We start from the raw sequence: 22,501 nt of genomic DNA, 5'->3' as shown, positions 1-22,501 counted from the left end.
TTGATGGCCATACTCGGATTACAGGGTGTCCGTGGGGGTGTGGGTACCACATCTGTTACCGCGGCACTGGCGTGGTCATTACAGCTTTTAGGTGAATCGGTGCTGGTTATTGACGCCTGCGCCGATAATTTACTGCGTATGTCGTTTAACGTCGACTTTACTCGCGAAGAGGGCTGGGCCCGCGCGCTGCTTGACGATAAAGACTGGCAGGATGCAGGTTTGCGCTATACCTCCCTTCTTGACCTGCTGCCGTTTGGTCAACTGACCACCACGGAACGCGAAAATGAAGCCGCATACCAGCGCCTGTTTTCGCAATTTACGCTGGCGCTGCAGAGCCTGAAGGAAAAGGGACACTACAAGTGGATCCTGCTGGATCTGCCGCACGGTGCCGGCACGCTGACCCGACAGCTTATCGCGCAGTGCGATCATGTCCTCTCGATCGTTAACGTCGATGCGAACTGCCATATCCGCCTGCATCAGCAGGGGCTACCTCAGAATGGCCATATCCTGATTAACGATTTGCGCATAGGCAGCCAGATCCAGGACGATCTGTATCAGGTCTGGCTGCAGAGCCAGCGCCGCCTGCTTCCCATTGTCATCCATCGTGATGAGGGCATGGCGGAATGCCTTGCGTCGAAGCAGCCGCTCGGCGAATACCGCAGCGATTCACTGGCGGCAGAAGAGATCCTGACGCTGGCTAACTGGTGTCTGCTGAACTTCGCCAACCGGGCGGAGCATGCAGGGAGTGATGTATGAGTCGTCTCGCCAGCTGGTTACTCATCCCACCGGTCAGTTCGCGTTTGAGCGAACATTACCGGCATTTTCGCCGTCACGGTGCGTCGGCATTCAGCGCCGCGCTCGGCTGTTTCTGGATGATTCTGGCCTGGATGTTTATTCCACTCGAACACCCGCGCTGGCAGCGCATACGTGCCCGGCACAGTGAACTGTATCCGCACATTAATCCTGACCGGCCGCGTCCACTGGATCCGGCGCGTTATCTCATTCAGGCCATCTGGCTGGTGGCGACCTCATCCCGCGCGGAGATAAAAACGCCGCACTGGCGGAGCTTCTCCCGCGTGCAGCAGTTACGTGAACGCTACCATCAGTGGCTGGACAGGCTGCCCAACAGCGTCAGCGATAAGACCAGCCATCTGGATAACCACAAAGAGCTCGGGCATCTCCACCCGGGCTTGCGGCGTTTTATCCTCGGCGTGATCGTTGTGTTCTCGCTCATTCTGGCGCTGGTCTGTATTACGCAGCCTTTCAACCCTCTGGCGCAGTTCACCTTCCTGATCCTGCTGTGGGGCGTGGCGCTACTGGTGCGCCGAATTCCGGGTCGCTTCTCGGCGCTGATGCTGATCGTGTTGTCGCTGACCGTCTCCTGCCGCTACATCTGGTGGCGTTATACCTCGACGCTGAACTGGGACGACCCGGTGAGTCTGGTGTGCGGCCTGGTGCTGCTGTTTGCTGAAACCTATGCCTGGATTGTGCTGGTGCTGGGCTATTTCCAGGTGATTTGGCCGCTCAACCGTCAGCCGGTTCCGCTGCCAAAGGACACGACCCAGTGGCCAACCGTCGATCTCTTCGTGCCGACCTACAACGAAGACCTGAGCGTGGTGAAAAACACCATTTATGCCGCGCTGGGCATCGACTGGCCGAAAGATAAGCTCAAGGTCTGGATTCTGGATGACGGCAACCGTCCGGCGTTCCGCCAGTTCGCGGAGGAGGTCGGCGTCGAATACATCGCCCGTCCGACGCATGAACACGCTAAGGCGGGGAACATCAACAACGCGTTGAAGTATGCCACCGGGGAATTTGTTTCGATTTTTGACTGCGACCACGTGCCGACGCGCTCGTTCCTGCAGATGACCATGGGCTGGTTCCTGAAGGAGAAAGAGCTGGCGATGATGCAGACGCCGCACCACTTCTTCTCGCCGGACCCGTTTGAACGTAACCTTGGCCGTTTCCGTAAGACCCCGAACGAAGGCACGCTGTTCTATGGCCTGGTACAGGACGGAAATGACATGTGGGACGCCACCTTCTTCTGCGGCTCATGCGCGGTTATCCGCCGTAAACCGCTGGATGAAATTGGTGGTATCGCCGTCGAGACGGTCACCGAAGATGCGCACACCTCGCTGCGCCTGCACCGTCGTGGCTATACCTCAGCCTATATGCGCATTCCGCAGGCTGCTGGCCTCGCAACGGAGTCACTGTCGGCGCACATTGGCCAGCGTATTCGCTGGGCGCGTGGGATGGTGCAGATTTTCCGTCTCGATAACCCCCTGATTGGGAAAGGGCTCAAGCTGGCGCAGCGTCTCTGCTACGTCAACGCCATGTTCCACTTCTTGTCCGGTATCCCGCGGCTGATCTTCCTGACCGCGCCGCTGGCGTTCCTGCTCCTTCACGCTTATATCATCTACGCCCCCGCGCTGATGATTGCGCTGTTTGTTCTGCCGCACATGATCCACGCGAGCCTGACGAACTCGAAGATACAGGGTAAATACCGCCACTCCTTCTGGAGTGAAATCTACGAAACGGTGCTGGCCTGGTACATCGCGCCGCCGACGATGGTGGCGCTGATTAACCCGCACAAAGGTAAATTCAACGTCACCGCGAAGGGGGGGCTGGTGGAGGAGGAGTACGTCGACTGGGTGATCTCCCGGCCGTATATCTTCCTGGTGCTGCTGAATATCGTGGGCGTCATTGCGGGTATCTGGCGCTACTTCTACGGTCCGGAAAACGAAATCCTGACCGTCTTCGTCAGTATGGCCTGGGTCTTCTACAACCTGATTATCCTCGGCGGCGCGGTGGCGGTGTCGGTGGAGAGCAAACAGGTTCGTCGCGCACATCGCGTGGAAATCTGCATGCCAGCGGCGATTGCCCGTGAAGATGGCCATCTCTTCTCCTGTACCGTGCACGACTTCTCTGACGGCGGTCTGGGGATCAAAATCAACGGCCAGGCGAAGGTGCTGGAAGGGCAGAAAGTTAACCTGCTGCTTAAGCGCGGTCAGCAGGAGTATGTCTTCCCCACGCAGGTCGTTCGCGTGGTGGGCAATGAAGTTGGCCTGCAGCTGATGCCGTTGACCAAAAAGCAACATATCGATTTTGTGCAGTGTACGTTTGCCCGCGCGGATACGTGGGCTCTCTGGCAGGACAGCTTCCCGGAAGATAAACCTCTGGAAAGCCTGCTGGATATTCTGAAGCTGGGGTTCCGTGGCTATCGTCACCTTGCAGAATTTGCCCCGTCGTCGGTGAAATTAATTTTCCGGTCACTTACTTCGCTGGTTTCCTGGGTCGTGTCGTTCATTCCTCGTCGTCCTGAGCGGGATGAGGCGAAGCAGGCGGACCCGGTTATGGCTCAACAATGATGATAACGCGATGAAAACAAAACTTTCCTGGTTATGTGCAGTGGCAATGGGGATGAATGCGCTCCCCGCAACAATGGCTAACGCGGCCCCGGGTAACGCAGCGGCAACGCCTGCGCCAACCGTACCTGTCGTCGCGCAAGCAACCGATCCGGTTGTCACCGCGGCACCCGGTCAAACGGAAAACATCCTGCCGAACCAGCCAACGGAGGGGAATACCCTGCCGGCAGACGGCCAGGTCATCGGGCAGGTCATGCCGGGCGTCCGCGGGGCGAATGCGCCCGTCGTTGCGGACAATGCGCCGTCGCGTGACGTGAAGCTGACCTTCGCGCAAATTGCGCCGCCTCCGGGCAGCATGGTGCTGCGCGGCATCAACCCTAACGGCGGCATTGAATTTGGCATGCGCAGCGATGAGGTTGTTTCTAATGCGGTGCTGAACCTTGAATACACCCCGTCACCGTCGCTGCTGCCGACCCAGTCTCAGCTGAAGGTCTATCTGAATGACGAGCTGATGGACGTTCTGCCGGTCACCAAAGAGCAGCTCGGCAAGAAAACGCAGGCTCAGGTGCCGATCAACCCGCTATTCATCACCGACTTTAACCGTATTCGCCTGGAATTTGTCGGTCACTACCGCGATGTCTGCGAAAACCCGGCCAGCAACACGCTGTGGATGGACGTCGGGCGTAACTCTTCGCTGCAGATGACCTACCAGTCGCTGGCGCTGAAAAACGATCTCTCAGCCTTCCCGGTTCCGTTCTTCGATCCGCGTGATAACCGTCCGCTCACGCTGCCGATGGTGTTTGCCTCTTCCCCGGACGTGACCGAGCAGCTGGCGGCCACCATTGTGGCGTCATGGTTTGGTTCACGCGCGGGCTGGCGCGGCCAGAGCTTCCCGGCGATGTATGACAAGCTGCCGGACAGAAATGCCATTGTGTTTGCCACCAACGCGAAACGCCCGGCTTTCCTGCGCGATCATCCGGACGTCAACGCGCCGACCGTTGAGATGATAAGCCACCCGGAAAACCCGTACGTGAAGCTGCTGGTGGTCTTTGGTCGTGATGATAAAGATCTGGTGCAGGCAGCAAAAGCGATTGCCCAGGGCAACGTCCTGTTCCGTGGCAACAGCGTGGTGATAGATGAGGTCAAGCCGCTGCTGGCGCGTAAACCTTACGATGCGCCAAACTGGGTGCGTACCGACCGTGCGGTCACCTTTGGCGAGCTGAAGACCTATGAAGAACAGCTGCAGGCGACGGGGCTTGAGCCCGCGCCGATTAGCCTGTCGCTGAACTTGCCGCCGGATCTGTACCTGCTGCGCACCAACGGCATTGATATCAATCTGAACTACCGCTATACCGCGCCAGCCACCAAAGACAGCTCGCGCATGGATATCAGCCTGAACAACCAGTTCCTGCAATCCTTCAGCCTGCAAAGCACGCAGGATACGAACCGCCTGATGCTTCGCCTGCCGGTGCTGCAGGGGCTGCTGGACGGTAAAACGGATGTCTCTATCCCGGCACTGAAGCTGGGCGCGATAAACCAGCTGCGCTTTGATTTCCAGTACATGAACCCAATGCCTGGCGGCTCGGCGGAAAACTGCATCACCTTCCAGCCGGTGCAGAACCACGTGGTGATTGGCGATGAGTCGACCATCGACTTCTCGAAGTACTATCACTTCCTGGCGATGCCGGACCTGCGCGCGTTTGCTAACGCGGGCTTCCCGTTCAGCCGCATGGCCGATCTCTCTGAGTCCATTGTGGTGATGCCAAAATCGCCAAACGAAGGGCAGGTCACAACCCTGCTGGACACCATGGCGACCGTTGGCGGACAGACAGGATTACCGGCAATTAACGTCACATTGACGGACGATGGCAGCCAGATTCAGAACAAAGACGCTGACATCATGGTGATCGGAACCATTCCGGATAAGCTGAAGGATGACAAACGTATCGATCTGCTGGTGAAAGCGGCCCAGTCCTGGGTTAACACGCCGCTGCGCCAGACCGAATTCCCGAGCATTATGCCGGATGTGAACGACCGTCAGGCCAGCGCGCAGACGACGATAACGTCTCAGGGGGCAATGGCTGCGGTGGTGGGCTTCCAGTCACCTTACAACGAACAGCGTAGCGTGGTGGCTCTCCTCGCGGACAGCCCGCGTGGGTATGAACTGCTCAATACGGCCATGAACGACAGCGGTAAACGTGCCGCGATGTTTGGTTCCGTGTCGGTGATCCGTGAGTCCGGCGTCAATAGCCTGCGCGTGGGCGATGTGTACTACGTAGGCCATCTGCCGTGGTTTGAACGCCTGTGGTATGCGCTGGCTAACCATCCGGTTCTGCTCGCTATCCTGGCTGCGGTTAGCGTGGTCTTGCTGGCATGGGTGCTGTGGCGTCTGCTGCGAATCATCAGCCGTCGTCGTCTGAACCCGGATGAGTAAGATGTGATGAAAGCCTTTCGCTGGTGTGTATTAGCAGCGGTGATGCTGGCGGCGCTTCCTCTTCGCGCCGCCTGTACCTGGCCTGCCTGGGAGCAGTTTAAAAAGGACTACATCAGTGAGGGCGGGCGTGTCATTGACCCCAGTGACACGCGCAAAATTACGACCTCGGAAGGGCAAAGCTACGCCCTGTTCTTTGCCCTGGCGGCGAACGATCGCCAGGCCTTTGACCAGCTGCTGACCTGGACGCGCGATAATCTTGCCAGCGGCGATCTCAACGGCCATTTGCCAGCCTGGTTATGGGGGCAGAAAGATAAAGAGACGTGGGCGGTGATTGATACCAACTCCGCCTCTGACGCCGATGTCTGGATCGCCTGGTCACTGCTCGAAGCGGGTCGGCTGTGGAAGCATCCGGACTATACCCGCACGGGTAAAGCGCTGCTGAAACGCATTGTCAGCGAGGAGGTGGTGAAAGTCCCGGGGCTTGGCGCAATGCTGCTTCCCGGCAAAGTCGGCTTTGCCGATGAACACGCCTGGCGCTTTAACCCCAGCTATCTTCCTCCGCAGTTAGCGGCTTATTTCACGCGGTTTGGCTCCCCGTGGACCCAGCTTCGTGAAACCAATCTGCGCCTGCTGCTGGAGAGTGCGCCGAAAGGCTTTTCGCCGGACTGGGTGCAGTATCAGAAAAACAGAGGCTGGCGGTTACAGCAGGAGAAAGCGCTGGTGGGCGGCTACGACGCCATCCGCGTGTATCTCTGGGTGGGCATGATGAGTGATAACGATCCTCAGAAAGCCCGGCTGCTGACGCGCTTCCAGCCGATGGCGGTAAAGACCATGAAACGGGGTGTGCCGCCGGAGAAAGTGGATGTGGCGACGGGGAAACGCACCGGCGACGGCCCGGTCGGGTTCTCTGCCGCTATGCTGCCGTTTTTACAACAACGTGATGCCCAGGCGATTCAGCGCCAGCGCGTTGCGGACCATTTTCCCGATAACAATGCCTATTACAGCTACGTGCTGACGCTTTTTGGGCAAGGATGGGATCAGCATCGTTTTCGCTTCACCGCAAAAGGTGAATTAATACCGGATTGGGGCCAGGAATGCGCAAGTTCACAGTAAATCTACTCAGTTTATCGCTTGGCCTGGCGCTTATGCCGTGGGCCCAGGCCGCTAACTCTCCGCAGCAAAAACAGCTGCTGGAGCAGGTGAGGCTGGGCGAATCGACACAGCGTGAGGATTTGGTTCGTCAGTCGCTCTATCGCCTTGAGCTGATTGACCCGAACAACCCTGACGTGATTGCCGCACGCTTTCGCTACCTGCTGCGTCAGGGCGATAACGCCGGCGCGCAAAAAGAGCTGGATCGTCTGAAAGGGATTGCGCCGGGTTCGAGTGCGTACCAGTCATCACGCAACACGATGCTGCTTTCTACTCCGGATGGCCGCCAGCAGCTCCAGCAGGCGCGACTGCTCGCCACTACGGGGCACACGCAGGAGGCGATTGCCGCCTATGACAAGCTGTTTGACGGCAACCCGCCGGGTGGCGACGTGGCGACGGAATACTGGAACGTCGTGGCAAAAGATCCTGCTCGCCGCGGCGCGGCCATTAACCAGCTCAAGAAAATAAACAGCAGCAGTCCCGGAAATACGCAGCTGCAGGCGACGCTGTCCCAGCTTCTGTTCCAGAGCGGACGTCGTGATGAAGCCTTTGCGGTATTGCAGGAGATGGCCAAATCCACCAATGGCCGTAGCCAGGCGTCTGATATGTGGTATGACCAAATCAAAGACCAGCCTGCCAGCAGCGCCAGCGTCAGCGCGCTGCAAAAATACCTGAGCGTATTCAGCGACGGGGATAGTGTCGCGGCGGCGCGTGGCCAGCTTGAAGCGCAGCAAAAACAGCTCGCCGATCCGGCGTTCCGCGCGAAAGCCGAAGGGCTGGCGGCGGTGGATGCCGGGCAGGGAAGTAAGGCGGTGGCGGAGCTGCAAAAAGCCGTCAACGCCAACCATGCCGACAGTGAAGCGGTGGGCGCCCTTGGACAGGCGTATTCCCAGAAGGGCGACCGCGCCCGCGCGGTGGCACAGTTTGAAAAGGCAATTGCCCTCGATCCCCAGAGCGATAATCGGGGTAAATGGGACAGTCTTCTGAAGGTTAACCGCTACTGGCTGCTGATCCAGCAGGGCGATGCGGCGCTGAAGGCGAATAACCCGGCGCAGGCAGAGCGTTACTATCAGCAGGCACGCAATACCGACAATACCGACAGCTATGCCGTGCTGGGGCTCGGCGACGCCGCCGCGGCGCGTAAAGATAACGACGCGGCGGAGCGTTATTATCGCCAGGCGCTGCGGATGGACAGCGGCAACAGCAATGCGGTCCGCGGACTGGCCAATATTTACCGCGCGCAGTCGCCGGAGAAGGCTTCGCAGTTTATCCAGTCTCTCTCCGCCAGCCAGCGCCGTAGCATAGACGACATTGAACGTAGCCTGACCAACGAACAGCTCTCCGCCCAGGCCGAACAGCTTGAGAACCAGGGGAAATACGCGCAGGCAGCAGACATTCAGCGTCGTCGTCTGGCGCTCTCTCCCGGCGACGTGTGGATAACCTATCGTCTTTCGCGCGATCTCTACAGCGCGGGTCAGCGCAGCCAGGCGGACACCCTGATGCGTCAGCTTGCCCACCAGAAACCGTCCGACCCGGATCAGGTGTATGCCAACGGGCTCTACCTTTCCGGAAACGATCAGGACCGGGCCGCGCTGGCGCATCTGGAGACGCTGCCGCGCAGCCAGTGGAACGGCAATATTCAGGAGCTTGCCGACCGCCTGCAAAGCAACCAGGTGCTGGAAACCGCCAACCGCCTGCGCGACAGCGGCAAAGAGCAGGACGCAGAGAATCTTCTTCGCCAGCAGCCGACCTCCACCCGTATCGACCTCACGCTGGCGGACTGGGCACAGCAGCGTGGCGATCTTGACTCGGCGAAAACGACGTACAACGCCGTCCTGCAGCGTGAGCCGCAGAATGAAGACGCGCTCCTCGGTCTGACCGAGATTTACAGCGCGCAGGGTAACAACGATGCCGCGCGCGCGGAGCTGGCGAAGCTGCCCGCCGCGCAAAACGGCCAGCCGCTGTCGCTCAATATGCAGCGCCGCATCGCGATGGCGCAGGCGGGTCTGGGCGATGCCGCTGCCGCAGAGCAGACCTTCAATAAAATCATTCCGCAGGCTAAATCGCAGCCTGGCTCCATGGAAAACGCGCTGGTGCTGCGTGATGCCGCGCGTTTCCAGGCGCAGAACGGCCAGCCTCAGCAGGCGCTGGAAACCTACAAAGATGCGATGGTATCGACGGGTATCACCACGACGCGTCCGGCTGACAACGACAGTTTCACCCGTCTGACGCGTAACGATGAAAAAGACGACTGGCTGAAGCGCGGCGTGCGCAGTGATGCCGGTGAGTTGTACCGTCAGCAGGATGTTAACGTCACGCTGCAGCACGATTACTGGGGCTCCAGCGGTACGGGCGGTTATTCCGATCTGAAAGCGCATACCACCATGCTGCAGGTGGATGCGCCGCTCTCTGACGGGCGCATGTTCTTCAGAAGCGATCTGGTCAATATGGATGCCGGGTCATTTGATACCAGGAACGGGACTTACGATCCTAAATGGGGAACCTGCTACGAAACGCCGTGTAGCGGCAACACCCATCAGTCAGACAATGGCGCGAGCGTTGCCGTCGGCTGGCAGAATAAAACCTGGGCGATGGATATTGGCACCACGCCAATGGGCTTTGACGTCGTCGACGTGGTGGGCGGCATCAGCTACAGCAGCGATTTGGGGCCCATCGGCTATACCGTTAACGCCCATCGTCGGCCAATCTCCAGCTCTCTGCTGGCCTTCGGCGGGCAAAAAGATACCAATACCGGCACCACCTGGGGCGGCGTACGCGCCACCGGTGGCGGCGTAAGTATGAGCTATGACAAAGGGGAAGCGAACGGCGTCTGGTCAAGCCTCAACGCGGAAACGCTGACGGGTAAAAATGTGGAGGATAACTGGCGCGTCCGCTGGATGACGGGTTACTACTACAAGCTCATTAATAAAAACAACGAGCGCCTGACGGTCGGCGTGTCCAACATGCTCTGGCACTACGACAAAGACCTGAGCGGTTATACCCTGGGCCAGGGCGGCTATTACAGCCCGCAGGAGTATGTCTCCTTCGCCTTGCCGGTGACCTGGCGTAAGCGCACGGAAAACTGGTCCTGGGAGCTGGGGGGCTCGGTCTCCTGGTCCCACTCCAAAACCAAAGACGAGCTGCGCTACCCGATTCAGAATCTGATCCCGACCGATGAGCCAGACCGCTATACCGACCGGGGCGCGATGGAAACCGGCAGCAGCTCCTCCGGTACGGGTTATACCGCACGGGCCATAATCGAGCGGCGGGTCACGTCCAACTGGTTTGTCGGCATGGGCGTGGATATCCAGCAAGCGAAAGACTATACCCCAAGCCACGCGCTGATCTATGTGCGCTACTCTGCTGCAGGCTGGCAGGGCGATATGGACTTACCGCCGCAGCCGCTTATCCCTTACGCGGACTGGTAATCGGATTTTCCTTAATCCATTTGTAAGTCTCTCTTAATAGCGCGGCAATCGGGTATACTCAGGCGCGCCAGGTTTACACCCTGGCGCGCCCTGCGCTTCGAGTTTTGTGGAGAGTCATTTTGCGTGTCAGCCGTTCCTTAACAATCAAACAGATGGCGATGGTCTCTGCCGTCACCATGCTGTTTGTCCTGCTCTTCTGCGTCATTTTGCTGTTTCATTCCGTACAGCAGAATCGCTATAACACGGCTTCACAATTAGAAAGTATCGCCCGCTCGGTACGTGGCCCGTTGTCTGCCTCCATCCTGAAAGGGGATATCCCCGAGGCGGAAACCATACTGAAACGCATTCAGCCGGCTGGTGTTGTGAGCCGGGCGGACGTCGTGCTCCCGAATCAGTTTCAGGCGCTGCGGATGAGCTTTATCCCGGAACGTCCCGTCCCGATGATGGTGATGCGCCTGTTTGAACTGCCGGTGCAAATTTCGCTTCCCGTCTATTCGCTTGAACGCCCTGCGAATCCGCAGCCGTTGGCCTACCTGGTGTTACAGGCAGACTCCTACCGCATGTATAAATTCGTCATGAGTTGGGTTGTTACGTTAGTGACCACTTGCTTACTTATGACGCTTATTCTCAGCGTGGCGCTCACCTGGTGCATCAACCGGCTGATTGTCCATCCCCTGCGCCGTATCGCCCGCGAGCTGAACACGCTCGCCCCGCAGGATCAGATGGGACACCAGCTTGAGCTGCCGCGTCTGCATCATGACGATGAGATCGGCATGCTGGTGCGCAGCTATAACCTCAACCAGCAGCGCATCCAGCGTCAGCAGGATGAACTGAACAGTAGCGCCACCCGTTTTCCGGTATCGGAGCTCCCCAATAAAGCCTTCCTGATGGCGATGCTGGAGCAAACCGTTGAGCGCCAGCAAACCACCGCGCTGATGGTCATTGCCTGCGAAACCCTGCAGGACACGGCTGGGGTGCTTCAGGAGAGCCAGCGCGAAATGCTGCTGCTCACCCTGGTGGAAAAGATCAAATCTGTCCTCGCCCCGCGCATGGTGCTGACTCAGGTCAGCGGTTACGACCTGGTGGTGATTGCCAACGGCGTAAAAGAACCCTGGCATGCGATCACGTTAGGTCAGCAAGTACTCACTGTCATTAATGAGCGGCTGCCGATTCAGGGTATCCAGCTTCGCCCGAGCGCCAGTATCGGGATTGCCATGTTCTATGGCGATCTGACCGCGGAACAGCTTTATCGCCGCGCCTTCTCGGCGGCCTTTACCGCCCGGCGCAAAGGCAAAAACCAGATCGAGTTCTTCGACCCGGCGCAGATGGAAAAGGCGCAGCAGCGCCTGACGGAAGAGAGCGACATCCTGACCGCGCTGGATAACCGCCAGTTTGCCCTCTGGCTGCAGCCGCAGGTGGACCTGCAGACGGGAGAGGTGAAAAGTGCCGAGGCCCTGCTGCGTCTGCAGCAGCCGGATGGCTCATGGGAACTGCCGGAAGGGCTGATTGAGCGCATCGAGTCCTGTGGCCTGATGGTTACCGTTGGCTACTGGGTGCTGGAGGAGTGCTGCCGTCAGCTTGCCGCCTGGCAGGAACGTGGCGTGACGCTGCCGCTGTCGGTCAACCTGTCTGCCCTGCAGCTTATGCACCCGACCATGGTTTCAGAGATGCTGGAGCTGATCCATCGTTACCGCATCAAGCCTGATACGTTAACCCTGGAAGTGACGGAGAGCCGACGCATCGACGATCCCAATAAGGCGGTCGCGATTCTCAAGCCGCTGCGTAATGCCGGTATTCGCATTGCCCTGGACGATTTTGGCATGGGGTACGCCGGGCTGCGTCAGCTTCAGCACATGAAGACCCTTCCGGTGGATGTGCTCAAAATTGACAAAGCGTTTGTCGACGGACTGCCGGGCGACAGCAGCATGGTGCAGGCGATTATCCAGATGGCGCGTAGCCTCAACCTGCACCTTATTGCCGAGGGGATTGAAACCGACGCGCAACGCGCCTGGCTGGCAGAGGCGGGCGTGGAGAGCGGGCAAGGCTTCCTGTTTGCCCCTGCAGTCCCTTCGGATGTCTTTGAAGAACGATACCTTTCTGGCGCCGATCACCACGCAAAAGCGTAATTTTGTTGCTGGCTTGTGCGAGCCAGCTCAAAGTTTTTAACATTTGTGTTTCAAATTTGAACTGAGTTTATTTCTGTCCTGTTATGTGGGTGTTATTTTAAAGCCGCAGGTTAACCATAACCTTACAAAGCCTGTGGTTTTTCTTCCCAAGGACACCTTATGAAAACCTCACTCTTCAAAAGTCTTTATTTCCAGGTCCTGACAGCCATCGCCATCGGTATTCTGCTGGGTCACTATTACCCTGAACTGGGCGCGCAAATGAAACCGCTTGGCGACGCGTTCGTTAAGCTCATTAAAATGGTCATCGCGCCGGTGATCTTCTGTACGGTCGTCACGGGCATCGCTGGCATGGAAAGCATGAAGGCGGTCGGTCGTACCGGTGCAGTGGCGCTTCTCTATTTTGAAGTGGTCAGTACCCTTGCGCTGATTATCGGTCTGATCATCGTCAACGTGGTGCAGCCAGGCGCGGGGATGAACGTCGATCCGGCGACGCTGGATGCCAAAGCGGTTGCGGTCTATGCCGAGCAGGCGAAGGATCAGGGCGTGGTCGCCTTCCTGCTGGACGTCATTCCTGGCAGCGTCATAGGCGCGTTCGCCAGCGGAAACATCCTCCAGGTGCTGCTGTTCGCCGTGATGTTTGGCTTTGCCCTGCACCGTCTGGGCAGCAAAGGCCAGCTTATCTTTAACGTGATCGAAAGCTTCTCGCAGGTCATCTTCGGCATCATCAATATGATCATGCGCCTGGCGCCCATCGGTGCCTTCGGTGCGATGGCCTTCACCATCGGTAAGTATGGCGTCGGTACGCTGGTCCAGTTGGGTCAGCTGATTATCTGCTTCTATATCACCTGTATTCTTTTCGTGGTGGTGGTGCTGGGCTCCATCGCCCGTGCGACCGGTTTCAGCATCTTCAAATTTATCCGTTACATCCGCGAAGAGCTGCTGATTGTTCTGGGAACCTCCTCGTCAGAATCGGCGCTGCCGCGCATGCTCGATAAGATGGAGAAACTCGGGTGTCGTAAATCGGTGGTCGGGCTGGTGATCCCGACGGGCTACTCCTTCAACCTGGATGGCACCTCGATATACCTGACGATGGCGGCGGTGTTTATCGCGCAGGCGACCAACAGCCATATGGATATTTTCCATCAGATTACCCTGCTGGTGGTGCTCCTGCTCTCCTCTAAAGGCGCGGCAGGCGTGACGGGCAGCGGCTTTATCGTGCTGGCCGCCACCATTTCTGCTGTGGGTCACCTGCCGGTGGCGGGTCTGGCGTTGATTCTGGGGATTGACCGCTTCATGTCTGAGGCCCGTGCGCTAACCAACCTGGTGGGTAACGGCGTGGCAACGGTGGTGGTGGCGAAATGGGTGAAAGAGCTGGATCACAAAAAGCTCGACGATACTCTGAATAATCGTTCAACTGACAGCAAAAATCCTGGCTTATCCTCTTAATCTTGTCACAAATGCCCGTATTCCCTTGTGGGGATGCGGGCTCCTGCGCATAATAACTGTTCATACCTGTCATAATTCGACAAGATTTTTTTTGGGTATATTTCACTTCGGACCGTGACGTTTTGCCGAACGCGCGGTCTAATCGACGTGTTTTCATCGTCATCTTTAAGAGTGAAGCGCGTCGCGAGGCACTCTTTTTTAACCAGGAATGTTGATCAGGGGTTCACATGCAGGGCACAAAAATTCGACTCTTAACCGGCGGTTTGCTGATGATGGCAGCAGCCAGTTATGTGCAGGCAGATGCGCTCCAGCCAGACCCGGCCTGGCAACAAGGGACATTAGCGAACGGTTTTCAGTGGCAGGTGTTAGCCACGCCGCAACGTCCCAGTGACCGTATTGAAATCCGTCTGTCTGTTAATACCGGTTCCCTCACGGAAAGCACCCAGCAAACCGGTTTCAGCCACTTTATTCCCCGGCTGGCGCTCACTCAGAGCGGCAGCCTGCAAGCGGTTCAGGTGCGTTCGCTCTGGCAACAGGCCATCGATCCAAAACGCCCACTCCCGCCGGCGGTGGTCTCGTATGACTACACCATGTTTAACCTGAGCCTGCCTAATAACCGCAACGATCTGCTTAAAGAAGCCCTGACGTATCTCTCCGATGCCTCTGGCAATCTGGCGATTACGCCGGATACCGTCAACTATGCGTTGAGCAACAGCGACATGGTGGCGACCTGGCCTGGAGATACCAAAGAGGGCTGGTGGCGTTACCGCCTGAAAGGCTCGACGTTACTGGGACATGACCCGGCCGAACCGCTGAAACAGCCGGTGGATGCTGAGCAGGTGAAAACGTTCTATCAGAAATGGTACACCCCGGACGCGATGACGCTGATCGTGGTGGGTAACGTGGACAGCCGCGCGGTGGTAGAGCAGATCAACAAAGCGTTTGGCGATCTGAAAGGCAAGCGTGAATCGCCAGCCCCTGTTCCAACACTCTCCCCGCTGCGCGCAGAGCCTGTCAGCATTATGACGGACACCGTGCGTCAGGATCGACTCTCCGTGATGTGGGATAACGCCTGGCAGCCCATCCGTGAGTCCGCGGCGCTGTTGCGCTACTGGCGTGCCGACCTGGCGCGTGAAGCGCTGTTCTGGCACGTTCAGCAGACGCTCAGTAAGAACAACGTGAAGAATATCGGCCTTGGCTTTGACTGCCGCGTGCTGTTCCAGCGTGCGCAATGCGCCATTAATGTTGAATCGCCCGGCGATAAGCTGAATGCCAATCTGGGCGTCGTGGCGAAAGAGCTGGCAAAAGTGCGTAAAGAGGGGCTCTCTGAAGAGGAGTTCAACGCGCTTGTGGCCCAGAAAAAACTCGAGCTGCAGAAGCTGTTCGCGACCTACGCGCGCGCCGATACCGACATTCTGATCAGCCAGCGTATTCGCTCCCTGCAGAACCAGGTGGTGGACATTGCGCCGGAACAGTACCAGAAGCTTCGTCAGGACTTCCTGAGCGGTCTGACCGTCGATATGCTCAACCAGGAGCTCCGCCAGCAGCTGTCGCAGGAGATGGCGTTGATTCTCCTGCAACCGAAGGGCGAGCCGGAGTATGACATGAAGGAACTTCAGACGACCTGGGATTCCATCATGGCCACCGCGCCGCAGCCGACGCAGTCCGCGACGGCTGATGATTTACATCAGGACGCGACGGATATCCCGCAAGGGCAGTAATGGGTAGACATTCCCTCTCCCTGTGGGAGAGGGTTAAGGTGAGGGCTTAAACAGGCATCGCTTCGCGCGGAATAATCGCCCCGCGATACTGAATGACGGTGCTGGCCGTCAGGTGCCCACGCTGTGCCGCGGCTTCCGGTGTTCCACCCGTCAGGCGTACCGCCAGATAGCCCGCGCTGAATGAATCACCCGCCGCCGTGGTATCAATCACTTTCTCTTTGGCCAGCTTCACCGCCGGGACCTCAACCACTGCTTCACCCGCAATCGCGACCAGGCATGAATCCGCACCGCGCTTAATCACCACTTCACGCACGCCAGCCGCCTGCGTACGTGCAATCACGTCTTCTACCGGTTTCTCACCCCACAGGGCGTCTTCATCGTCGAGCGTCAGGAAGGCGATGTCGGTGCATTGCAGCATCTGCTGATAGACCTGCTGCGTCTCTTCACGGCTGGACCACAGGCGCGGGCGGTAGTTGTTATCGAAAATAACCTTACCGCCGTTGGCACGACACGCGCGCAGCAGCGAGAGCAGCTTTTCACGGCTGGCCGGGCTGAGGATAGCCAGGCTGATCCCGCTCAGATAGAGATAGTCGAAGGTCGCCAGCGCCTGGCAGATGGCCTCGGCGGCCTCGCTCTCCAGCCAGAATTTGGCCGCGGCTTCGTTACGCCAGTAATAAAACGTGCGTTCGCCGGTGCTGTCGGTTTCGATGTAATAAAGCCCCGGCAGGCGGTTTTCCATACGCTGAATCAGCGACGTTTCAACCTGTTCACTCTGCCAGGCCTCCAGCATTTGCTGGCTGAAGCTGTCCGTGCCCAGAGCGGTAACATAGTTCACGGTGAGCGCCTCAGGCGCAACCTGACGGGCAATATAAACCGACGTGTTTAACGTATCGCCACCAAATCCGCGGCTCACTTCCGCGCCTTTTTGTGACAGCTCAATCATGCATTCGCCAATCACGGCAATTTTTTTAGACATAATCGTGAACCTGAACAGAAGAATTAACAGCAGTGTGCGCTGAGTGAATTAACCGGTCAACTATATTAAAACAACGTTCCATTATTTTATTTGAGCCAACGCGTGTTCCTGCGCATTTCTGTCATCTTAATTTCATTTTCCCGGTGAATTGAACATAAAGTTCTCAATTGTCGCGCCGATAATCCTGTGACGAGTCCAGAAAGGCCATCCCAACAACAGGACATCTGAAATGAAGTCAGAGCAGGTTATCCAGCGGCTGAGCACCACGCCTGAGGCAAGTATTGAGAACTTGCAGGAGCATCGCTACTGGCTGCAATGTGAGCGTGCGTACACTTATCAGCCGATATACCGAACAGACGGTCGACTGATGGCCATTGAAATTTTGACCGTCGTAACGCACCCCTCAAACCCTACCCAGCGCATCGCACCGGATCGCTATTTTGCCGAAGTTGCCGTTCGCCAGCGTCTGGACGTGCTGGAAGAGCAGCTCCATATGCTGGCAACGAAGCAGCCCTTTTTCGAACAGCACGATATCCTCGCCTCCGTGAATGTTGATGGCCCCACTCTGCTGGCGCTGCGTCAGAACGCGAAATTGCAGGAGCTGATTGCCACCCTGCCGTGGGTGCGTTTTGAGCTGGTGGAGCATGTCCGCCTGCCGCAGGACTCCTCGTTTGCCTCCATATGCGAATACGGCCCGCTGTGGCTGGATGACTTTGGCACCGGCATGGCGAACTTTTCGGCCCTGAGTGAAGTGCGTTATGACTACATCAAAGTGGCCCGCGATCTGTTCATTATGCTGCGTCAGACCCCGGAAGGGCGGAACCTGTTTACGCTGCTATTGCAGCTGATGAACCGCTATTGCCAGGGCGTGATTGTTGAAGGTGTGGAAACGCTGGAAGAGTGGCGTGATGTGCAAAGCTCGCCTGCCGCGGCGGCGCAAGGCTATTTCCTCTCCCGTCCGGTATCCATGGATCGCCTCGATAGCGTGATAACTACCCTCTGATAAGCCCGCTTCCCTTTGTCTGGACTATAGTTTTACAGGACAGGTCATCAGGAAAGGGGATAAAAATGACAAGAACAACCAGGGTAATCTCCTGGACAGCAGGGATTTTCTTGTTGTTGATCGTGGTCGTCGCCATCATTATCGCGACGTTTGACTGGAACCGTCTTAAGCCGACCATCAACCAGAAAGTCTCAACCGAACTGAACCGCCCCTTCGCCATACGCGGTGATTTAGGGGTCGTGTGGGAGCGTCAGAAAGAGGAGCCCGGCTGGCGAAGCTGGATCCCGTGGCCACACGTCCACGCCGACGACATCATTCTCGGCAACCCGCCGGATATCCCGGCGGTCACCATGATCCACCTGCCGCGCGTTGAGGCCACGCTGGCCCCGCTCGCGCTGTTCACCAAAACCGTCTATCTGCCGTGGATCAAACTTCAACAGCCCGACGCGCGCCTGATCCGCCTCTCAGAAAAAAATAACAACTGGACCTTTAACCTTGCCAGCGACGGCGAAAAGGATCCGAACGCCCAGCCTTCTTCCTGGTCATTCCGTCTCGACAATATTCTCTTCGATCGCGGGCGGATCGCCATCGACGACAAAGTCAGCAAGGCCGACGTGGAGATCCTGGTCGATCCGCTGGGCAAGCCGCTGCCGTTTAGCGAGGTCACGGGGACGAAAGCCAAAGGTGACACGGCAAGCGTGGGCGACTATGTCTTCGGCCTGACGGCAAAAGGACGCTACAACGATCAGCCGCTCAGCGGTAAAGGGAAAATAGGCGGCATGCTGGCGCTCCGGAGCGAAGGCACGCCGTTCCCGGTGCAGGCGGACTTCCGCTCCGGTAACACCCGCGTGGCGTTTGTGGGGACGGTCAACGACCCGATGAACATGGGCGGCGTCGATCTTCAGCTTAAATTTGCCGGTGATTCGCTGGGCGAGCTGTATGAGCTGACCGGCGTGCTGTTGCCGGATACGCCGCCGTTTGAAACGGACGGGCATCTGGTCGCCAAAATCGATACCGAAAAAGCGTCTGTTTTTGACTACCGTGATTTTAACGGCCGCATCGGCGACAGCGATATCCACGGCTCGCTGACCTACACCACCGGAAAACCGAGGCCGAAGCTGGAAGGGGACGTTGAGTCCCGTCAGCTGCGTCTGGCCGATCTCGGCCCGCTGATCGGCGTGGATTCCGGCAAAGGCACAAAATCAAAAGAGGTGAAAAAGGACATTCAGCCTGCGGGAAAAGTGCTGCCTTACGATCGCTTTGAAACCGATAAGTGGAACGTGATGGATGCGGACGTCCGCTTCAAAGGGCGTAAAATTGAGCATGGCAGCACGTTGCCGTTGAGCGATCTCTCGACCCATATCATCCTCAAAAACGCCGACCTGCGCCTGCAGCCACTGAAGTTTGGCATGGCAGGCGGGACGATTTCCTCAAACATTCACCTGGAAGGCGATAAAAAGCCGATGCAGGGCCGGGCGGAGATTCAGGCGCGCAGGCTTAAGCTGAAAGCGCTGATGCCGAACGTCGAGCTGATGCAGAAAACCCTCGGCGAGATGAACGGCGATGCCGACATTCGCGGCGTGGGTAACTCCGTGGCGGCGCTGCTGGGCAGCGGTAATGGCAACCTGAAGCTGCTGATGAACGACGGGCTGGTGAGCCGCAACCTGATGGAGATCCTGGGGCTGAACGTCGGGAACTACATCATCGGGCAAATCTTCGGCGATGATGAGGTACGGGTGAACTGTGCGGCGGCCAATCTGGATCTGGTGAACGGCGTGGCGCGTCCACAGATTTTTGCCTTCGACACGGAAAACGCGGTGATTAACGTGACCGGAACCGCCAGCATGGCCTCCGAGCAGCTTGATCTGACGATTGACCCGGAGAGTAAGGGGATCCGTATTATCACGCTGCGCTCGCCGCTGTACGTGCGCGGGACCTTCAAAAATCCGCAGGCGGGCGTGAAGCCCGGACCGCTGATTGCGCGTGGTGCGGTGGCTGCGGCGCTTGCGACGCTGGTTACCCCAGCCGCAGCGCTGCTGGCGTTGATATCGCCGTCAGAGGGCGAGGCGAATCAGTGCCGGACCATTTTGTCACAGATGAAGAAGTAAGGTGCGGCCTGTTTTTGCCGGGTGGCGCTGCGCTTACCCGGCCTACATTTGAATCGTAGGCCGGGTAAGGCGTAGCCGCCACCCGGCATTAGCTTACAGAGCCTGGTGCTTCGTCTCGTGCGTCAGCAGCAGCGCAATCAGCGTCAGCGCCGCCATGGCCGCCAGATAGACGCCCACATAGAACAGACCATAGTTTGCCTGCAGCCAGGTGGCGATATACGGCGCTACGGAGGCGCCCAGAATAGACGAGACGTTATAGGAGAACGACGCGCCGGTATAACGCACTTCCGTTGGGAACAGCTCTGGCAGCAGCGCACCCATCGGGCCGAAGGTCAACCCCATCAGGCTCAGGCCAATCAGCAGATAGGCCATCACCAGCGCCGGGCTGCCTGAACCCAGCAGCGGCGGGAAGACGAACAGAGCAAACAGAATGATCAGCGTGGTGATGGTAATCATGCTCGCGCGACGACCGAACTTATCCGCCAGCAGCCCCGCAATCGGAACCATCACGCCAAACCCGATCACCGCCATCATCAGCATCCACAGCACTTCGTTACGCGGCAGACCCAGCCCAACCGGCGCGGCGGCGGTACTGAAGGTCATGGAGTAAACGGTCATGATGTAGAACAGCGTGTAGGTGGCGAGCATGATAAACGTGCCCAGCACGGTCACGCGCACGTGTTTGGTCAGCAGCGTGCCCAGCGGTACTTTCACCTGCTTGTTCGCCGCGGCCACTTTCGCGAAAACCGGGGTCTCATGCAGAGAAACACGCACGTACAGGCCAATCAGCACCAGCACGGCTGAGAAGACAAACGGGATACGCCAGCCCCAGCTCATGAACTGTTCATCCGTCAGCAGCCAGGAGAGCAGCAGGAACGTCCCGTTGGCAAAGAAGAAGCCAATCGGTGCGCCAAGCTGCGGGAAAGAACCATACAGCGCGCGCTTGCGCGCCGGGGCGTTCTCGGTGGCCAGCAGCGCCGCGCCACCCCATTCACCACCCAGGCCCAGACCCTGACCAAAACGCGCCAGCGCCAGCAGGACCGGCGCCAGAATGCCGATGGTCTCATACGTCGGCAGCAGGCCGATGGCCACGGTGGAGATCCCCATCGTCAGCAGCGAGGCCACCAGCGTCACTTTACGCCCAATGCGATCGCCAAAGTGTCCAAACAGCGCGGAGCCAATCGGACGCGCAACAAACGCGATAGCAAAGGTCGCCAGGGACTGCAGCGTGGCCGCCGTCGGATCGCCCTGCGGGAAGAAAATGTGCGGGAAGACGATGACCGCCGCGGTGGCGTAAATATAAAAGTCGAAGAACTCGATGGCGGTGCCAATCAGCGAGGCGACGACAACTTTATTGCGCGAATTTACCGGAACGTTTTCCGTTTCTGAGTCGAGTGTGGTGGCGGTTGCTTGCATAATATTTTCTTATTTTTGTCGAACGAAAGGCCATATTACGCACAGCAAAAGCGACATTTCAATCTGTAACAAAGCCGCGACCTGGTGATAAAAGCAACAAAAAGCGGATAATTTTCAGGCCAGCCAAAACACGTCTATGAAATGCTTCACAGATTTTAAATATCAGTCAATAAAACTGGTTTTCGGTTAAATAAAAGTTACGGACTGGATTTATATGCTGAAATGATGAATCGGGCTGAAATTTCAGCCCGGGAGTGGCGTTACCGGTGCGTTTTACCCGGCATTCTCGGGTCGTCTTTGTACTCGGCAGTGGCAATCCATGCTGCGCAGAACAGGGTTAAACGTGCGAAGAAATAGAAGAACGCCATTAACCCCAGCACCGAGCCGAACGCCGCGCCGGAAGGGGATTTCACCAGTGACGGCAGGGTGTAGGTCATCACGATTTTGATCACCTCAAAGCCGATCGCCGCGATCAACGTGCCGCGGATCAGCGCCTTCTTGCGCGGACGATGACGGGGCAAGCGCCAGAAGATCCAGAAGAACAGCAGGTAGTTGGCAAAGATAGAAATCGCCAGCCCAATGCTGCGCCAGGCGGGCTTCAGCCATTCGATGTAATCAAGATAGAGCGCGGAGATGATCATCTGCTGCGCCGAGCCCGCCACGGAGGTAATGGAAAGCGTCACGATGAGCGCGACGAGCAGGCCAATCAGCGAAACAAAATCACGGAGATACTTAACCCAGATTTTCTCCTGGTCCTGCGGCTTACGCTCCCAGACGTCGCGCGACTGGGCGCGAATGGCCTCGCGCAGGTTGCCCATCCAGTTAACGCCGGAGTAAAGGGCAATCAGCAAGCCGACGATACCGACGGTAGTACGCTGCTGCACGGCGGTATTGATGGTGCTTTTGAGCGTGCTGGCAAGGGTTGGGTCACTGACGTTATTCAGGATCTTATTAAAGATATCCTGCAGCAGCGTCGGGTGCGAGGCGAGCACAAAACCGGCCGCCGCAAACGACACCATCAGGATCGGGATCATCGACAGGAAGGAAAAATAGGTGATGGCGGCACCAAACTGGTTTCCCATGCGGTCATTAAAGCGTTCGGTCGCGCGTATCAGATGCGCAATCATGGGAAACTGCTGAATTCTGGCGACAATGCCGGTGACGGTCCCCAGCGCTTTGCTGGCGGTACCAGGGGACCTGGTCTCTTCAGGCCCGGTTTCCATCTTTTTGACGGGCTCATACTCTAAATGTTGGGTGGGTCGTTGCGGGTTGTTTTCCGGCGTCACGCGTCTTTTCCTTTTCGTTTGGCTGGATGTTATTGAATTATAG

Annotated in this window: 13 protein-coding genes; 10 read left to right on the top strand and 3 right to left on the bottom strand. The window is 57.8% G+C overall.

What is annotated here, in order from left to right:
- Positions 1-3 precede the first annotated feature (3 nt).
- The 8 genes from bcsQ to ABFV38_RS20885 all read left to right on the top strand — a co-directional run bounded on the left by bcsQ (position 4) and on the right by ABFV38_RS20885 (position 15,669).
- On the top strand, positions 4-756 hold the full coding sequence (gene bcsQ / locus ABFV38_RS20920; RefSeq protein ID WP_045909069.1) for a cellulose biosynthesis protein BcsQ: 753 nt from the start codon (positions 4-6) through the stop codon (positions 754-756).
- Positions 753-3,368, top strand: a complete 2,616-nt coding sequence (bcsA, locus tag ABFV38_RS20915) for a UDP-forming cellulose synthase catalytic subunit (protein WP_045909068.1) — start codon at positions 753-755, stop codon at positions 3,366-3,368. The genes bcsQ and bcsA overlap by 4 nt, the downstream gene beginning before the upstream one ends.
- A gap of 10 nt (positions 3,369-3,378) precedes the next feature.
- Entirely contained in the window at positions 3,379-5,799 is a 2,421-nt protein-coding gene (gene bcsB / locus ABFV38_RS20910) for a cellulose biosynthesis cyclic di-GMP-binding regulatory protein BcsB (RefSeq protein WP_229226583.1), read from the top strand.
- 6 nt (positions 5,800-5,805) lie between these two features.
- Complete coding sequence (gene bcsZ / locus ABFV38_RS20905; RefSeq protein ID WP_348959442.1) at positions 5,806-6,912, top strand: cellulose synthase complex periplasmic endoglucanase BcsZ; 1,107 nt, start codon at positions 5,806-5,808, stop codon at positions 6,910-6,912.
- Positions 6,894-10,376 (top strand): cellulose synthase complex outer membrane protein BcsC, encoded by a 3,483-nt coding sequence (gene bcsC, locus ABFV38_RS20900; RefSeq protein ID WP_348957981.1) that lies wholly within the window; start codon positions 6,894-6,896, stop codon positions 10,374-10,376. The genes bcsZ and bcsC overlap by 19 nt, the downstream gene beginning before the upstream one ends.
- Positions 10,377-10,495: 119 nt before the next feature.
- Complete coding sequence (gene hmsP, locus ABFV38_RS20895; RefSeq protein ID WP_348957979.1) at positions 10,496-12,502, top strand: biofilm formation regulator HmsP; 2,007 nt, start codon at positions 10,496-10,498, stop codon at positions 12,500-12,502.
- A gap of 159 nt (positions 12,503-12,661) precedes the next feature.
- Positions 12,662-13,948 (top strand): dicarboxylate/amino acid:cation symporter, encoded by a 1,287-nt coding sequence (locus tag ABFV38_RS20890; RefSeq protein ID WP_045909063.1) that lies wholly within the window; start codon positions 12,662-12,664, stop codon positions 13,946-13,948.
- Positions 13,949-14,175: 227 nt separating this feature from the next.
- Complete coding sequence (locus ABFV38_RS20885) at positions 14,176-15,669, top strand: pitrilysin family protein (protein WP_048027805.1); 1,494 nt, start codon at positions 14,176-14,178, stop codon at positions 15,667-15,669.
- 46 nt (positions 15,670-15,715) lie between these two features.
- Here the strand turns inward: ABFV38_RS20885 and ABFV38_RS20880 are convergent, their stop codons facing one another.
- Complete coding sequence (locus ABFV38_RS20880; RefSeq protein WP_348957977.1) at positions 15,716-16,645, bottom strand: sugar kinase; 930 nt, start codon at positions 16,643-16,645, stop codon at positions 15,716-15,718.
- A gap of 229 nt (positions 16,646-16,874) precedes the next feature.
- Between ABFV38_RS20880 and pdeH the strand changes: the two genes are divergently transcribed.
- Both pdeH and ABFV38_RS20870 read left to right on the top strand, forming a co-directional pair.
- Complete coding sequence (gene pdeH / locus ABFV38_RS20875) at positions 16,875-17,648, top strand: cyclic-guanylate-specific phosphodiesterase (RefSeq protein WP_348957975.1); 774 nt, start codon at positions 16,875-16,877, stop codon at positions 17,646-17,648.
- A 65-nt stretch (positions 17,649-17,713) separates the two neighbouring features.
- Entirely contained in the window at positions 17,714-19,756 is a 2,043-nt protein-coding gene (locus ABFV38_RS20870; RefSeq protein WP_045909059.1) for an AsmA family protein, read from the top strand.
- Between the two features lie 93 nt (positions 19,757-19,849).
- Here the strand turns inward: ABFV38_RS20870 and ABFV38_RS20865 are convergent, their stop codons facing one another.
- Positions 19,850-21,172 carry an MFS transporter gene (locus ABFV38_RS20865; RefSeq protein WP_023617091.1) on the bottom strand — a complete coding sequence of 441 codons (1,323 nt, stop codon included), beginning with the start codon at positions 21,170-21,172 and terminating at the stop codon, positions 19,850-19,852.
- Positions 21,173-21,432: 260 nt separating this feature from the next.
- On the bottom strand, positions 21,433-22,458 hold the full coding sequence (gene yhjD, locus ABFV38_RS20860; protein WP_262766589.1) for an inner membrane protein YhjD: 1,026 nt from the start codon (positions 22,456-22,458) through the stop codon (positions 21,433-21,435).
- Positions 22,459-22,501 lie beyond the last annotated feature (43 nt).

Source organism: Enterobacter cloacae complex sp. Mu1197, assembly GCF_040059225.1.
GTDB lineage: Bacteria > Pseudomonadota > Gammaproteobacteria > Enterobacterales > Enterobacteriaceae > Enterobacter > Enterobacter quasiroggenkampii.
This window is presented reverse-complemented; position numbering and strand designations above follow the sequence as displayed.

What these genes read in the sequence shown, in the direction of transcription:
- bcsQ (WP_045909069.1), top strand. Translation starts at nt 4, where the DNA reads ATGGCCATACTCGGATTACAGGGTGTCCGTGGGGGTGTGGGTACCACA.
- bcsA (WP_045909068.1), top strand. Translation starts at nt 753, where the DNA reads ATGAGTCGTCTCGCCAGCTGGTTACTCATCCCACCGGTCAGTTCGCGT.
- bcsB (WP_229226583.1), top strand. Translation starts at nt 3,379, where the DNA reads ATGAAAACAAAACTTTCCTGGTTATGTGCAGTGGCAATGGGGATGAAT.
- bcsZ (WP_348959442.1), top strand. Translation starts at nt 5,806, where the DNA reads ATGAAAGCCTTTCGCTGGTGTGTATTAGCAGCGGTGATGCTGGCGGCG.
- bcsC (WP_348957981.1), top strand. Translation starts at nt 6,894, where the DNA reads ATGCGCAAGTTCACAGTAAATCTACTCAGTTTATCGCTTGGCCTGGCG.
- ABFV38_RS20890 (WP_045909063.1), top strand. Translation starts at nt 12,662, where the DNA reads ATGAAAACCTCACTCTTCAAAAGTCTTTATTTCCAGGTCCTGACAGCC.
- ABFV38_RS20885 (WP_048027805.1), top strand. Translation starts at nt 14,176, where the DNA reads ATGCAGGGCACAAAAATTCGACTCTTAACCGGCGGTTTGCTGATGATG.
- ABFV38_RS20880 (WP_348957977.1), bottom strand. Translation starts at nt 16,645, where the DNA reads ATGTCTAAAAAAATTGCCGTGATTGGCGAATGCATGATTGAGCTGTCA.
- pdeH (WP_348957975.1), top strand. Translation starts at nt 16,875, where the DNA reads ATGAAGTCAGAGCAGGTTATCCAGCGGCTGAGCACCACGCCTGAGGCA.
- ABFV38_RS20870 (WP_045909059.1), top strand. Translation starts at nt 17,714, where the DNA reads ATGACAAGAACAACCAGGGTAATCTCCTGGACAGCAGGGATTTTCTTG.
- ABFV38_RS20865 (WP_023617091.1), bottom strand. Translation starts at nt 21,172, where the DNA reads ATGCAAGCAACCGCCACCACACTCGACTCAGAAACGGAAAACGTTCCG.